This is a genomic window from Neobacillus sp. 114, assembly GCF_030127045.1.
Taxonomy (GTDB): Bacteria; Bacillota; Bacilli; order Bacillales; family Cytobacillaceae; genus Neobacillus; species Neobacillus rhizophilus.
Map to the genome: position 1 here is coordinate 3,831,908 of NZ_CP126144.1, position 15,020 is coordinate 3,846,927.

14 protein-coding genes are annotated in these 15,020 nt (G+C 38.1%); 9 read left to right on the plus strand and 5 right to left on the minus strand.

What is annotated here, in order from left to right:
• Positions 1 to 123 precede the first annotated feature (123 nt).
• The 3 genes from QNN06_RS18545 to QNN06_RS18555 are packed head-to-tail and all read left to right on the plus strand — an operon-like array spanning position 124 to position 3,801.
• The gene (locus tag QNN06_RS18545) at positions 124 to 1,209 is read left to right on the plus strand and encodes an endospore germination permease (protein WP_284035710.1); all 1,086 of its coding nucleotides are present in this window, start codon (positions 124 to 126) and stop codon (positions 1,207 to 1,209) included.
• Positions 1,206 to 2,636 carry a spore germination protein gene (locus QNN06_RS18550; RefSeq protein ID WP_284035711.1) on the plus strand — a complete coding sequence of 477 codons (1,431 nt, stop codon included), beginning with the start codon at positions 1,206 to 1,208 and terminating at the stop codon, positions 2,634 to 2,636. The genes QNN06_RS18545 and QNN06_RS18550 overlap by 4 nt, the downstream gene beginning before the upstream one ends.
• Position 2,637: 1 nt before the next feature.
• Complete coding sequence (locus QNN06_RS18555; protein ID WP_284035712.1) at positions 2,638 to 3,801, plus strand: Ger(x)C family spore germination protein; 1,164 nt, start codon at positions 2,638 to 2,640, stop codon at positions 3,799 to 3,801.
• Positions 3,802 to 4,216: 415 nt separating this feature from the next.
• On the opposite strand, the gene QNN06_RS18560 is transcribed toward QNN06_RS18555, so the two are convergent.
• Complete coding sequence (locus tag QNN06_RS18560) at positions 4,217 to 5,632, minus strand: FMN-binding glutamate synthase family protein (RefSeq protein WP_213119345.1); 1,416 nt, start codon at positions 5,630 to 5,632, stop codon at positions 4,217 to 4,219.
• 2 nt (positions 5,633 to 5,634) lie between these two features.
• A complete protein-coding gene (locus QNN06_RS18565) occupies positions 5,635 to 7,047 on the minus strand; it encodes an FMN-binding glutamate synthase family protein (protein ID WP_213119344.1) in 1,413 nt (470 codons plus the stop codon).
• A 222-nt stretch (positions 7,048 to 7,269) separates the two neighbouring features.
• Between QNN06_RS18565 and QNN06_RS18570 the strand changes: the two genes are divergently transcribed.
• The 3 genes from QNN06_RS18570 to QNN06_RS18580 are packed head-to-tail and all read left to right on the plus strand — an operon-like array spanning position 7,270 to position 8,501.
• Positions 7,270 to 7,752: a DUF2975 domain-containing protein gene (locus tag QNN06_RS18570; RefSeq protein ID WP_284035713.1), complete on the plus strand. Its 483-nt coding sequence runs from the start codon at positions 7,270 to 7,272 to the stop codon at positions 7,750 to 7,752.
• 34 nt (positions 7,753 to 7,786) lie between these two features.
• Positions 7,787 to 8,275, plus strand: coding sequence for a DUF2975 domain-containing protein (locus QNN06_RS18575; protein WP_284035714.1), 489 nt, complete (start codon positions 7,787 to 7,789; stop codon positions 8,273 to 8,275).
• A gap of 10 nt (positions 8,276 to 8,285) precedes the next feature.
• Complete coding sequence (locus QNN06_RS18580) at positions 8,286 to 8,501, plus strand: helix-turn-helix domain-containing protein (protein WP_217036647.1); 216 nt, start codon at positions 8,286 to 8,288, stop codon at positions 8,499 to 8,501.
• A gap of 189 nt (positions 8,502 to 8,690) precedes the next feature.
• Here QNN06_RS18580 and QNN06_RS18585 read toward each other — a convergent pair whose 3' ends face one another.
• Complete coding sequence (locus QNN06_RS18585; RefSeq protein ID WP_217036648.1) at positions 8,691 to 10,220, minus strand: DHA2 family efflux MFS transporter permease subunit; 1,530 nt, start codon at positions 10,218 to 10,220, stop codon at positions 8,691 to 8,693.
• A gap of 184 nt (positions 10,221 to 10,404) precedes the next feature.
• Here QNN06_RS18585 and QNN06_RS18590 point away from each other — a divergent pair, with 184 nt between their 5' ends.
• The 3 genes from QNN06_RS18590 to QNN06_RS18600 all read left to right on the plus strand — a co-directional run bounded on the left by QNN06_RS18590 (position 10,405) and on the right by QNN06_RS18600 (position 13,532).
• On the plus strand, positions 10,405 to 11,331 hold the full coding sequence (locus QNN06_RS18590; protein WP_284035715.1) for a TetR/AcrR family transcriptional regulator: 927 nt from the start codon (positions 10,405 to 10,407) through the stop codon (positions 11,329 to 11,331).
• A 671-nt stretch (positions 11,332 to 12,002) separates the two neighbouring features.
• Complete coding sequence (locus QNN06_RS18595; RefSeq protein WP_217036650.1) at positions 12,003 to 12,911, plus strand: Gfo/Idh/MocA family protein; 909 nt, start codon at positions 12,003 to 12,005, stop codon at positions 12,909 to 12,911.
• A 258-nt stretch (positions 12,912 to 13,169) separates the two neighbouring features.
• A complete protein-coding gene (locus QNN06_RS18600; protein ID WP_284037952.1) occupies positions 13,170 to 13,532 on the plus strand; it encodes a VOC family protein in 363 nt (120 codons plus the stop codon).
• Between the two features lie 274 nt (positions 13,533 to 13,806).
• Here the strand turns inward: QNN06_RS18600 and QNN06_RS18605 are convergent, their stop codons facing one another.
• Complete coding sequence (locus tag QNN06_RS18605; RefSeq protein ID WP_284035716.1) at positions 13,807 to 14,301, minus strand: DinB family protein; 495 nt, start codon at positions 14,299 to 14,301, stop codon at positions 13,807 to 13,809.
• A 189-nt stretch (positions 14,302 to 14,490) separates the two neighbouring features.
• Entirely contained in the window at positions 14,491 to 14,928 is a 438-nt protein-coding gene (locus QNN06_RS18610; RefSeq protein ID WP_217036652.1) for a GNAT family N-acetyltransferase, read from the minus strand.
• Positions 14,929 to 15,020: the final 92 nt, after the last annotated feature.

A 15,020-nucleotide genomic window follows, 5' to 3' on the forward strand; every position in this document is an offset into this window, starting at 1 on the left:
ATTTTATGATCCATATCATTTCATTCCTTATACGGGTTAACACATAAAGCCCATCTGTTCCATGCATAATTTGGAAATACAAACCAAACCTAACAACAGCAGGAAACTTTAGGTGGTGTTTACGTGCAATTTTCTAGGACTCAATTAATTTTTGTTCTCATCCTTTTCATTGGTATTTCGAATCATGTGCTCATCATTCCTCATTTGCTAACAACAGGGAAGCGTGATGCATGGATATGTGTATTAGTTGCCTACGTCTTTTTACTCATTTGGGGTATGGTTCTATATTTGATCATGAAAAATAATCAACAGAGATTAAGTCTTTATGACTGGGTCAAAGCACGAACAAGAAGTGAAATCTCTTATATTTTCATTAGTAGCCTTGTGGTGTATGTTTTCGCAATTAGTGCCATTTCATTTTATGATTTAATTCAATCCGTTCATATTTATTTTCTGCCGCAAACTCCATCCTTTGTTGTCATGCTCCCGTTCCTGTTGATTAGTGTCTGGTCCGCCTATAGTGGTCTAAAATCGATAGTCTATGTTTCAGCCGTTTTATTGCCGATTGTTTGGTTACTTGGCATTTTTGTCGCTTGTTTTACTATCCCAGCAAAAGAATATTCCTACCTTTTCCCGGTCCTTATCCATGGCTACCAACCGATCGTAAAAGGGTCCATCATTGTTCTTGGGGGAAGTGCGGATTTGCTTGTGCTTTTGCTTCTCCAGCACCATTTAAAGCAATCGTTTACGTTGGGGAACCTTTTCTTTCTCATTACGATTTTGGCTGGTCTGATTCTTGGCCCTACAATGGGGTCATTATCTTCATTTGGTCCAGCGGTTGCGGCTGACATGCGGTTCCCAGCATTTGAACAATGGCGTCTCATCACCTTGGGAGAATATATTTCCCATGTTGACTTTTTAGCAGTGTTTCAATTATTAAGCGGTGAAATCATCCGCATTTCTTTAGGTCTTTATTTGCTTGCAAATATGGTGAAAGCTGAAACGCCTGCTCCTAAAAAAAAGTACGTGTTTGTCCTTATTTCGCTTCTTCTAGGAATATTGACGGTCATTCCAATAAGTGACATGTGGGTGCAAACGATGATCGGCAAATTCTTTTATCCGGGGGCTCTTATATTTTCAGTGTTCATTTCGCTGATATTATTGATCATTAGTTATCTGCCCATGAAGAAAGGAACCCAAAACATATGAACATGAAACAATACGATCATGCTTTGGAAAAAGGAGCATTGTCCTGCGAGGAGGTGAATAGTTTTTTTTGCCATTATGCGGATATTACCTTTATCCCCGTTGAAAAAGACGATAAACTTCAAGCGTTTTATTGCAAAGGAATGCTTGACTCCACACAGTTAAACGAATATTTTAACCGCATTATTCTAAGCATCGGAAGCGAAGAACCACGAAGGGATTTTGATGTGCTCCCTCCTGTCCGGCACGTAAAAAGCATGAATGACATGGTCAATCATGTGTTTTCAGGTTCGCTGATTGTGTATCGGGAAGGGGCTCCTCTTTTTCATGTGTTTGATATAAGCAAGGTTCCACAACGAAAACCGCAGGAATCGACGACAGAGGTTTCGATTAAAGGACCGAAGGATAGTTTTACCGAAGAGATGAATGTTAACATCTCCTTGATACGCAAGAGAATGAAGTCAGAACAGCTTTATTGCGAGTCCTTTACTGTAGGATCGTTAAGTAAAACCGAGGTTTCATTGCTTTATTTACATGATAAAGCCAATAAAGACATCATTGAAGAAGTCAGAAAACGGCTTGCTGACTTTCAAAGTGAAAGTGTTGTCAGCAGTGGTCAATTGGAACAATGGCTTTCCGATCGGTCGTTTTCTTTGTTTCCTTTATTGGATTATGTCACGCGTCCCGATTTTGTCATTGAAAGCATGCTGCGGGGAAGGTTTATTTTAATAGTAAATGGATCCCCTACCGTATTAATTGGGCCTATTAATTTTTTTGAGCTGATTAAATCGCCTGAGGATGTTCATTTTCCTTACTATCTTGTTGTGTTTGGGCGGTCTATTCGAATTATCGGTTTCTTAGTCGCTATTTTCCTGCCGGGGTTTTGGGTGTCACTCTCTTCTATCAATATGGATCAATTGCCTTTTGCCCTCTTGGCCACTGTCGTTGTTTCGCGTGAAGGATTGCCACTGCCAATCGGACTTGAAGCGATTTTTATTCTAGGTTTGTTTGAGCTGTTGAGAGAAGCGGGAATTCGAATGCCGACCGTTCTTGGTCAAACGGTTTCCATTGTAGGAGGTATCATTATAGGGGATGCTGCGATTCGAGCTGGGCTTGCCTCCCCCACAATGATTGTGATTATTGCGTTAACAGCGGTCGCAAGCTACACACTAGTGAACCAATCATTAGTTGGAATCGTAAGCATTCTTCGGCTTTATAACTTACTGCTATCTATTTTTTTAGGTATATATGGGCTTATTGTCGGATTCTTAAGCATTCTTATTTATCTTTCCAAATTGGAGTCATTTAAAATAGCTTATCTCGAACCCATTGCCTCGTTATCATTCAAAGAATATTTGGCAGCATTGTTTGTAAACCCATTTGACCGTAAAAAATTTGGCATTTCATTTTTGCAGAAGCGGAGAAAGTAATATGAAACGAAGTTTACTTATGGCTTTTTCTATCATTCTTATTCTATCTCTCGTCCCAGCTTGCTCCCATGACATCGGGGAAATTGAAAATCAAAACTTCGCAACCGCCATTGGTGTTGATTTTCGCGATGGGAAATATTATGTCTATATTCAAATGCTGGGCTTGACCTCTGTTGCGAAAAGGGAAGGTGGCGGCAATTTGCCTCCTGAAGTTTATGTTTCCAAGACAAGTGGGGCAACGTTTATTGATGCGTTTTTTAAAGCTTATCAGACAGCGCAAGAACGGTTTTTATGGGCACATGTCACTGCCATCGTATTGAGTGAAGCAGCGTTAAAAAAAGGAATGGGTGGTGTCTTTGATGGCTTGACACGTTATTATGAATTCCGGCCAACTCCATGGATTTTCGGAACAAAGGACTCCATGATTGATATCCTCTCTGCAGCTGGTTTTTTTAGTCAAAACTCATTAAATACGATTCTGCATAGTCCGGAAAGTTCTTATGAACAAAGCTCTACCATTAAGCCGGTAAAGTTATATCAATTTGCGCGGGATTTTTTTGAACCTGGCCGCACCACTTACATCCCTTCGCTCGCCATCAATGACAAACAATGGAAGAAAAATAAAAAGAACGACGCGAAATTAGAAATCGATGGAGCGTTTTTTTTAGACAATCAAAAGTACAAAGGACATTTTCCTTATGAGAAATTAAAAGGAATGCGCTGGCTGAATCCGCAGACCGTACGAACTTCCATACTTTTGCCAAACGGAAAAAGTCCCGAATTTCTTGCGGTACTTGAAGACCAAACGGTAAAAATCGTACCTGAAAAACAAAACGGCCATTTTCGCTTTACGATTCGCTACCTTGCCAATGGTGTTGTGAGTAATCGCATGAAGAACAATACAATCAATGTGGCCGCTATGGAGGAATTCGTGAAAAAGGGGATCATAACGGAGGTTAGGCAATTATATCAATTAGGCTTAAAACATAAGATTGATTTTTTCAACTTAGAACACCAGCTTTACAGAAAATATCCTTCCGATTGGAAAAAGCTAAAAGATCAGAATACTTTGCTCCGTCAAAATAGTATAAAGTCAATTGAAGTGCACATTACGCTGGAGCATTCAGGTTCATTTAAAAATCGGAAGATCATGATTCGGGAATGATGGTTATTGAATTGGTTAGTCTTCTCCCTCACTTCTTCTTGAGTCAAGTGCTGGTTAGCTTAACAAGAAAAAACTGCCGTTGCCGTTAACTCAAGTTCATATCTAAGTAATCTTATTCAGTTTAACTCCTTTATTCGACCGGGTTCATGGCTATTCCGCCTGCTCGATCGTTTATAGCAGGACCTCAACCACAACTTGACCAATTTACGGAATCAATTTATTGGGAGTACATTCATCTGTTAGTTAATATGGCATGATGAGCTATGCAAAACAAATAGGTTCAAAAATGGAAAAATTTATTGAGGGCGAGTTAGGTATTCCTGTCAAAGAAAGACTCCGGCTGTTATTTGGTGCCTGAAACCACCGAAAATATCCCCCATCCTATGGCTGGGGGATTAACCTTTTTCTATCGAGACTAATTCTCAAATTGCTTGTCTTCCCATGGTCTAAAGGAAAACGGAATTCCGACCTTTCTAGCCGTCAATTCATCATAGGAAACTAAATCCTTTTTTGACAACTCTTTCAAAGAGCGTTTACCCATTGATCTTAATGCCATTTTCATTTCTTCAGTACAAGCTGTTAGGAATTTCTCCGCTGTTTTTTCCCCTACATCGGTTTTAAATTGATCCTTGAACTTGCCGTCATACCAAATTGCTTGTGTAGGTGGTTCGAATGGAAGGGCATTTAATACTTGATCGTGTGCAAGAGCAAACAGCATGGCGGTGCCTACATATACAGCGTCGGCTCCTAGTGCAAGCACTTTTAAGAAATGTCCGGGGACTAACATGCCTCCTGATACGATTAAACTAATTTTCCCCTTCATCTTTCTTTTTTCTAGATGGTTCACAGCTCGCACTACAGCATGTAATGTCGGGATTCCAAAATCATCAAACAATATAGGCGGTGCCCCGTGCATGCCTGCTTGTCCGCCGTCAATGGTAATAAAATCAACCCCCATATAGAGTAAATGATCAAGATCTTCTTCAATTTTCCCACCTGCGCCAAGTTTGACACCTATGGGGACTCCACCTGATCGTACCCGAAGTTCATCCACAAGTTGTTTTAAATCTAGCAATGTTTGATCTTCGAAAAAGTTTTCATAAATGACTGCTTCTTCATTTTCCTTAAGTCCCATTACTTCAAGAGCACGGCCTGCTAACCTTTGTGGCGGAACTTTTTCGCCCATACCCGCTAAAGCGCCCTGTCCTAATTTAATTTCAATCATATCAGCACGCTTCAATAAGTGATCTTCCTTTGCCCAATCTGTTTTAGCAATTTGTAAAATATACTTTCCGGCAGCGTTTAATTCTTCGGGTAGAATTCCCCCTTGACCAGAGTTAATCGCAGTTCCTGTCTTATTTGCTGCTTTAGCCAAAGAAAGTCTAGCTTGTTCACTAAGTGAAATCCCAAAGCCCATTCCACTGATCATCAATGGAATTTCAATTTTCATTGGCTTTTTTGCCATTGGTCCAATGGTAACGGTAACATCTACCTCATCCACACCATCAATGGGAAATGGTGATGTTTGTGCCGGGATAAAAGTAATGGGTTCCAAATGCGGCCATTTTTTTGCAGAGCCGCCGAGCGGGCGAAAAAGGACAGTTCCCGTTTCTGCCCGTAAGCTATTTTCCAGCACATTTTGAATCCCCATATGCCGAAGGCCTGGTAGCAGTTCCATAATATTTTCTTGATAACTGTCAGATAATATAATTTTACCAGCCATTTTCACGATTCGTTTCATAATCCAGCGCCAACCAATAAGCATGAATAGAATTATGACAAATAATAGGGACATTAGTGCAAAAGTCAAATAAAATAAAATGTTCGCCATAGTCAGTTCTCCAATTGTTTTTCTTCCCATGGATCAAAGGAAAACGGAATTCCCACCATTTGGGCAGTCAATTCATCATAGGATACCAGATCCTTATTTGATAACTCTTTTAAAGAACGCTTACCCATTGCTCTTAATGCCATCTTGATTTCTTCTGTACACGATGTTAAGAATTTCTCTGCGGATTTTACCCCTTCTTCAATCTTAAATGTATCCTTGTATTTCCCTTGATTCCAAACAACTTGTGTTGGCGGTTCAAACGGAAGGGCATTCAATGATTGCGGATGTGAAACAGTAAATAACATAGAGGAGCCTACATATACTGCATCTGCTCCAAGGGCGAGCACTTTTAAAAAATGCCCGGGTACTAGAAGTCCTCCAGAAGCAATTAAACTAATCTTACCTTTCATGTTTCTCTTTTCTAGATGATTAGCAGCCCTGACAATCGCATGCAGAGTTGGGATTCCAACGTCGTCAGATAAAATAGGGGGGGCACCGAGTGTGGCAGCTTGTGCTCCATCAACTGCAATATAATCAACACCCATATAGATTAAATGATCAATATCTTCTTCAATTTTCCCGCCAGCCCCCATTTTTACGCCAATGGGAACACCACCTGTTATACTCCGAAGCTCATCAACAAGTTCTTTCAAATCATCCAGCGTTTGATCTACAACAAAATTATCATAAATCACGGCATCCTCGTTTTCCTTTAACCCCATCAGTTCACGGGCACGACCCGTTAAATTATTAGGAGAGATTTTCCCGCCTGTGCCGAATAATGCGCCTTGTCCCAACTTAATTTCGATCATATCGGCCTGCTTAATTAATTCTTCCTCCTTTGACCAATCTGTTTTGGAAAACTGTAAAATATATTTTCCGCTGACATTGAGTTCCTCAGGCAAAACGGCCCCCTCACCAGAATTAATGGCGGTTCCAACATTATTCGCCGCTTGTGCCAATGAAACTCTCACTTCCTCACTGAGTGCAATCCCATAGGCCATGCCGCTGATCATTAACGGGATTTTTATTTTCATCGGTTTTTTTGCTTGGGGTCCAATGGTTACTTCTACATCAACATTTTCTTCACTATCAATCGGAAAGGGTGATGTTTGGGCAGGTATAAAGGTAATCGAATCTAAATGCGGCCATTTCTTTGATGAGCCAAGCGGACGGTGGAGAACATCGCCTGTTTCTGCCCGCAGGCTATTTTCGAGCATATTTTGAATGCCCATATGCCGGAGACCGGGCATCAATTCCATCACATTTTCTTGATAACTGTCTGTTAAAATAATCTTTCCCATTTGCTTCACCATCCGCTTCATGATCCAACGCCAGCCAAAAAGCATGAATATAAAAATGGTAAAAAAAAACGCAACGATCCCAAAGGTCAAGTAATATAAAATATTCGCCATCGTTATTTCTCCAAAATCTAAATAGTTTCAAACAATACTATTATATTCCAAAAAATGCTAATTCTATAAATATCATGATGATACTAAGAAAATATTGGAGCAAGCTTTAAAAACTATGTATTTATAACAGCAAAAATATAATAATAAAAAATAAAAATTTATTGATAATCAATAAATTTCATGTTACATTCACATTAACAATAAATATGTGAGGTGCTGTTTATGAAACAGGTATCAACACTCTTCTTAAAGATAGCTGTTATTCTTATTGGAATCCCAGTTCTTGCTTTGTGCATATTTTTGGTTCCTGAGTTAGGGAAACTTGCTACAAAATTGCTTCCAGGGTTTGCTTCTATAAAATATCTCGTCTCCATCGTTTTTTACGCATCTGCGATCCCTTTTTACTTTGCTTTGTATCAGGCTTTCAAACTATTACGCTATATTGACAAAAATATTGCTTTCTCGCAAATTTCTGTAAAGGCATTAAAGAATATCAAATACTGTGCCATAACCATCAGTTGTTTACATGTGCTAGTCTTGCCGCTCTTCTATCTCTTTGCGGAGAAAGACGACGCCCCTGGTGTCATCTTTGTCGGAATGGTTGTACCTTTTGCTTCCATGGTGATCGCTGTCTTTGCAGCTGTTCTTCAAAAACTGTTAAAAGAAGCGATTGATATCAAATCTGAAAATGACTTAACGGTCTAGGTTTGTATTACAAATCATTTGTGAGGTGTTTTTAATGAACCGATGGGCAACTTTTTTCCTAAAGGGAGTTATTATTCTGATCGGAATGGTGGCACTTGGTTTGTGTATATTTTTGCTGCCTGAGATAGCCAGTAGAGATGCAGAAGCGCATCCAGAGACTGCTTACTTGCAATATCCCTTTTTACTAGCTGCTTATTTATTCTCTACGCCCTTTTTCATCGCGTTGTATCAAGCATTTAAACTTTTAGTTTACATTGATAAAAACAATGCTTTCACGGAATTATCTTTAAGGGCATTGAAGGTGATCAAACGCTGTGCTATTACCATCATCGCTTTTATTGCAGCTGAAATCATATCTGTCGTTATATTGAGTGCAGGTACAGGTGAAGACATAACAGGTATCATAAGCTTGGGATTTATGCTCACTTTGGCTTCAAGCATAATCGCAACCTTTGTTGGAGTCCTCCAAAAACTTGTAAAAGTAGTCATTGATATAAAATCTGAAATCGATTTAATAGTGTGAGGTGAAAACCATGTCGATCATAATTAATATTGATGTGATGCTGGCTAAAAGAAAAATGAGCGTAACTGAGCTTTCGGAGAGGGTCGGAATTACGTTGGCTAACCTTTCTATCTTGAAAAATGGAAAGGCCAAGGCGATTCGTTTTTCCACTTTAGAGGCCATTTGCAAAGCATTAGATTGCCAGCCTGGAGACATTTTAGAATATAAAAGTGACCAAGATACTTAAGAATAATAGACAACAAATTTCTTCGACGGTCTGCAAACTGAATAGAAAAAAAGCGAAGGCAGCTTGGTTGGATTGCCTTCGCTTTTTCCTCTATACAGCTAAAGGAAACTTCTAGCCGAAACAAAAAGACAATCCTGATAAATAATCCTACATAAAAATAGAGGTGACAAATAAATCACCCCTTTTCATTTAATTATTTTCAGCTAATTTATTGACAATCTTTTTATCCGTGCCATTCTCTTGAACATCCTCAGCTTGCTTCGTTCGTTTAATAAAGAATGCCAAAATAAGCGCTATACAAGCGATTCCTACAGACACTAAGAAGGAATCATTAATCCCTTCAAGCATCGCTTTCATGCCAATTTGATGTTGTATTTCTGCTAATTCCGCTGGTGTTGGTTTACTTGTCAAATGTTTCATCGTGGATGCCGCTATATCTGTAGCATGTGTTTTAGTTCGATTTGACATAATCGTTACTAACAAGGCCGAACCAATTGCACCTGATACTTGCTGCAATGTACTGTTCATTGCTGTTCCATGCGGGTAATAGCGTGCGGGCAATTGATTTAAGCCATTGGTCATAACTGGCATCATAACCATTGACATCCCAAACATCCTTGCAGAATAAATCAACATTAATTCTGTGTATGAAGTATGAAGTGTCAACGTACTTAAGAAATAACTTGTTATAATCGTGATTGTTAAGCCAGTCACAGCTAAGATACGGCCGCCATATTTATCAAATAACTTTCCAGTAATTGGTGACATAATCCCCATTAAGATAGAGCCAGGGAGCATTAGCAATCCAGATTTTATTGGCGAAATCCCTCTAATCGATTGAACATAAATAGGTAATAGCAGCATAGCAGAGAACATTGCCATCGTGATCACGATTGATATCGCAGATGAGAGTGAAAACATTGGATATTTATAAATTCGGAAGTTAAGCATTGGTACTTCCAATTTCAATTGACGCCAAATGAAAATGATGATGGCAATGGCGCCAACAGCAATGGTTAGATATACTTCAGGACTGTCCCAACCTTTATTCCCTGCAGAACTAAATCCATATAACAGTCCGCCAAATCCTATCGTCGATAAGAAAAAGGATAGGAAATCAAGACGAATCTCCACACTCTTCTTATTATCTTTTAGCAAGAAAATAGCGATTAAGAGGACGATTGCTGCAATAGGTGAAACCAAATGGAAAAGCATTCTCCAGTCATAGTGTTCAATTAACCAGCCTGATAATGTTGGACCAAGCGCTGGTGCGAAGATGAAGACTAAACCAAATAGTCCCATCGCAGCGCCACGTTTTTCAGCCGGGAAGCTGGTTAACATGACATTCATTAATAACGGCATCATTATCGCTGCCCCAGAAGCTTGAACCATTCTAGCTCCTAATAAAACGGAAAAATCCGTGGCAAAACCTGCGAGAACTGTACCGATCAAGAATAAGACCATAGCCGTTAAAAATAAACGACGTACCGTATATTTTTGGATCAAAAAGGCTGTCGCTGGAATCATGACACCATTCACTAACATATATCCAGTTGATAGCCATTGAACGGTTGATGGCGAAACATCTAGGTCATTTATTATGGACGGCAATGCAACATTTAATAATGTCTCGTTTAACATTGAAATAAATGCCCCGATCATCAGGATGGAAAGAATCCCCCACGGCGGACGGTTGGTTTCAATTGTTGAGTGTTCCATTTTTTACCCCCCTAAACTGCTAGTTCATTTTTTGTACTTACGTTTCACGCATTCATAATAATATACTAACGGTTCAATCTTTGCAACAGAAATATTTCTTGTTGTTACAGGGTTTGTTTTATAGTTCTAAGTAATGTACTATATATTTATACAGCGAGTATAATTTGAATTAAGGTGATTTTATATGTATGATCGAAAACAACATGTAATCGAAAAAGCATTTCAATTATTTATTGAAAAAGGATTTCAGAACACATCAATTCAAGATATTTTAGACTATAGCGGAATTTCCAAGGGTACTTTTTATAATTACTTTTCTTCAAAAAATGAGTTATTAATTGCGGTGTTTACTTCGATTTTCAAAAAAATGGATAGAGAACGAACTAAACTAATGATTGATCAAGATCCTGCTGATATTGAAATTTTTATAAAACAAATGGAATTCCAAATGAAATCGAATCAGCAGAATAGAGTTTTTACTCTTTTCCAAGAAGTTTTTTTCTCCAATGATAAAGAATTAAAGGAATTTCTCGAGCGGGGGAAATTCATGATGCTCCGATGGGTATACAAAAGGTTTATTGACCTCTTTGGTGTAGAGAAGCAGCCATACTTAATGGATTGCGCCATTATGTTTATCGGTATCCTCCAACAAAATTTTCATTTTGAACATAATGCTCATGGTTCAAATACGAGGGTAAACCAAATAGTTAGGTATAGTGTTGAGCGAATAGTCAAAATCGTTCAGGAAGTTGCGGAATCGGGAGCCCAATTAAATGATCCTGAAATTTTAGATAAATGGCTGCCGGATTGTCAAAAAAAAGATCAGGAGGTTAAAGACCAGCTTATCCAAATAGTTTCTTCCATTCGAAAATCAATTCATCAAGAAATACCAAGTGAAATTGATCAAGAGAAATATATAGAATTATTGGACTTTATTCAAGATGAAATATTACAAACAAAAGCCCCTCGTAAATATTTAATTGAAAGCACTGTTGTAACGTTGAAATCATTTAAACCCGCTATTTCAAAAAAAGGATTGCAGCAGTTGGAGCAATGGCTCTCTAATTATTTTCATCAATTTGATGAAATGGCGTATTCAAGGAAGACCTGATTGCCCTGTTTGCAGAAAATGAGCTAAACTTGAAGACTCTGTGATATTTACCCAATAACAATAATCCCATCATTAGAAGCGATTTACATTGTATTAAAGGCTGAAACTTTTTAAACTTCTTAAAATAATTGATTCAATACAAAAGTCCCTAATCGGTTGGGGACTTTTTTTATTTATAACACCCCACCTTGCTTTTTTAAATAGAACTATAGTCCGTTCATAATTTTTAGAATCTGGTCATTAGAAAACCGACTCTTCAAGAATCTTCCTCCTTCCGTTTATATAACGTAAGAAGAGCTAAAATGTATATAGGAAGTCGATAATAATTTCGTATAGAGAGAGAACAGTTTAATTTTTTTTAAGAAAGGCTCTGTTATAACTGAATGTTGATTTCACTGTGTTTGAAAAATAAACGGTAAAATTCCGTTTAAATTGGGAAATATCCATATTTCCTTAAAAATAAAGGAAGATTTTCCGTTTATATTATCCAAATCTTTAAATTTTGTATTATTTAGAGCAGTTAATCGGAATATCTCCGCTTATATCTGCTTCTTAAGCTTCCCCTATATACATTAGCCGGAAATTCTCCGCCTATGAATTCTCATACCTACACGAAAATCAACAATGAATAATAACAGAGCCTAAAGAAAAAATAATTTGGAGTGGAAAATATGCGAATTGGAATTATTGGACTTGGCGATATTGCCAAAAAAGCCTATCTGCCGGTTCTTTCCGAAAAAGAAGGAATTGAACTCGTACTTTGCACACGGAACTCTGATACTCTGAACACCTTGGCTCAAAAATACAGAATCCAAAAAAAAGTTCAGACAGTGGACGAACTTATTGCAAAAGGTATAGATGCTGCTTTTGTCAGCACCGCAACCGAAGCCCATTTTGAAATAGCAGAAAAATTACTGGAGAATGGAATCAATTTATACGTAGACAAACCGATTTCAATGAATTTCCAGGAAACCGAAAGAATCGTCAAACTGTCAAAGGAAATAGGAAAAGTCGCAATGGTCGGCTTTAACAGGCGATTCATCCCAAGAGTTAAAGAACTAAAGGAACACGGGAAACCCAGTCTGATCATCATGCAAAAAAACCGCTTTGCAGCCCCTGACTATATCCGCCGCTTTGTTGTGGAAGATTTTGTCCATGTGGTCGATACGCTTAGATTTTTAATGGGTACGGATGTTAAAGATGTCAAAGTGGAGTACCTGAGAAGCGGGGAAATACTCAATCAGTTGGTCATTCAGCTTATTGGCGAAGGCTGTACCGCGATTGGAATCATGAACCGTAACGGCGGGGTAACCGAAGAAATCATTGAATATATGACCGGCCATGATAAGTATGTCATCAACAGTCTGGTGGAAACAACCCACTATCAAAACAAAGAAATAAGTGTGACCAAATTTGGGGACTGGGAGCCGACCCTCTATAAGCGCGGTTTCTATCAAATCACCAATCATTTTATCGACTGCGTCATAAACAATAGGCAGCCCGAACCGTCCATTGAGGATTCCCTGCTTACTCATAAAATTTGCGAGCAAATCGTAAGGTACATAGATCCCGAGGTTTAAAAAATCAAAAACCGTCCTCGCCTGCCCACAGACGGGGATAGTTCCCCCCCAACATCAACGACCAATCCCTATTTGTTGAATAATCAAGAGAAGACTGGAGTACAGCATCATTTCTTATTAAACGATCCTCCCCATTACTTGAAAAAGAAATTTCCTACATATAAAAATTACATTTTTCACTATTGGTACTGTCAAATAAAGACTATTTTATAAAAGTACGATACATACTATTTCCGTTAGGAGGAATGCATTGTGAAAATGGAACATGTGGGAATTATGGTCAATGACATGGACGAGTCTTTAGCGTTCTATCAAAACATCCTCGGTTTAGAATTAAGAAATAGAGAGTGGTTAAATGACACTGTTGAGCTTGCCTTTTTATTTTTTCCAGAGCAGCCGAGTGTAGAGATTGAACTTGTCTACGGCGGCAAGGTGGAAAACGAAGGAATCGTGAACCACTTGGCCTTTACTGTTGAAAACATTGAAGCTGAACTCGTACGCCTTAAAGAAGCAGGCGTCAAATTAGTAGATGAAGAACCTCGAGGCATTTTAAATGATACAGTTAAAATCGCCTTTTTCCAAGGTCCGAATGGTGAGAAGCTAGAATTGGTAGAAAGATAAGTCAATATAGCAATAGGAGAGCGATAAAAAAAGGATTTTTTTAAATCTCAAGAGTGATTATGTTGAGTCCGCCGCACTCTTATTTATTTAAAAAATTGTTTATTCACCTAAAACAAACCTGCTCTTTTGTTCAATAAGAAATGGAGGTGCTTCAGCTACCTCCGTTGTTAAACTCAAGCACCCGTTAGCACAATAAGAAAAACCGCCATAATGACAGCCTAGATCTTCAACTCTTGCACCCTTAAGTTCAAGTAGGTGCTAGTGCAACTTTTATTTATTCATCTTCTCCTGCATCTATTTTCCAGCTATTTTGCAACTTCCGGATATAAATGATCTGACCAATGTGATATGCGTTATGAGTTGACACATTTCCGATTATTGCCCACCATTTCACGTTTCCAGGAAAACCATTAACATCACTCTCAACTTTTTCTTCAGTTAATAACTCTTGCCAATGTAAAAGCACCTCTAATAGTTGTTCTTTTAAGTTAGCAAAAGTATGATTTTCAGGAATAATAAAGCTGTTATTATTATTTCCTATGGGAAGCACAGCATCAACGTGAGCTTTTTGGTACCTTGTTTGCCATGTTTGATTCCAATATAGTAGATGCTGCACAATTTCAGCAATACTATTACTTTCTTCGTTTGGCTTCCAAAATGCATGTTCCTCAGACAATCTTTCTACTGAATCTGAAAATGGTATGTACCAACTAGGATCATTAACATTTGCCAACAACTGATCCGATAAAACATCTTTTGCATGGCCCATAACCGACACTCCTAATTTTTATATACTGTTTTTTCTAAATATTTATACAACGTCATCATATTATGTTCTACATAGTATATTGAATGTCCTGTTTTTATTAAACTAACCGTTTGTTCAATAAGAAACGGAAGTGCTTCAGCTACCTCCGTTGTTTTACTCAAGCACGCGTTAGTGAAATAAATTAGTTTCTTATAATTGCAAACTCATAGTAATTGTCCGAATGCTAAATCCCAATTTTTCATACAGTTTAATTGCTTGATTCCCTGCAAATGCACTTAGACGGATTTCTGAATATCCATCTTGTTTTAGATGGTCAATACCCGCTCTCATTAACAGTTTGGAAATCCCATTCCCTCTAAATTCTTCTATAACAAATAGTTCGTAAATAAATCCATTCATCATATCAGTAAATTGGTCTTTACTAGTCCCTATAAGAATCCAGCCCATTAATTTATCGTTCTCAGTTGCTATTAAATAATAGCTTCCCTTCTCCAGCAGTGGTTCTACAAGATGTTTAATTTTTTCAGTTGTAGGTTTTACTTTACCTAATGTGCCATCAAATACAGCTATGGGCGATAGTAAAATAATATTTTTAAGTTCTGAATCATCAGGTTTTCTAATTTCCATTAATAAAATCAGTCCTTCAATATCGTTTTATTAAGTTTAGCATAATATTCCAGTAATCTTCTTCAGAAGTCTAAAATTAAATTAGTTCCTCG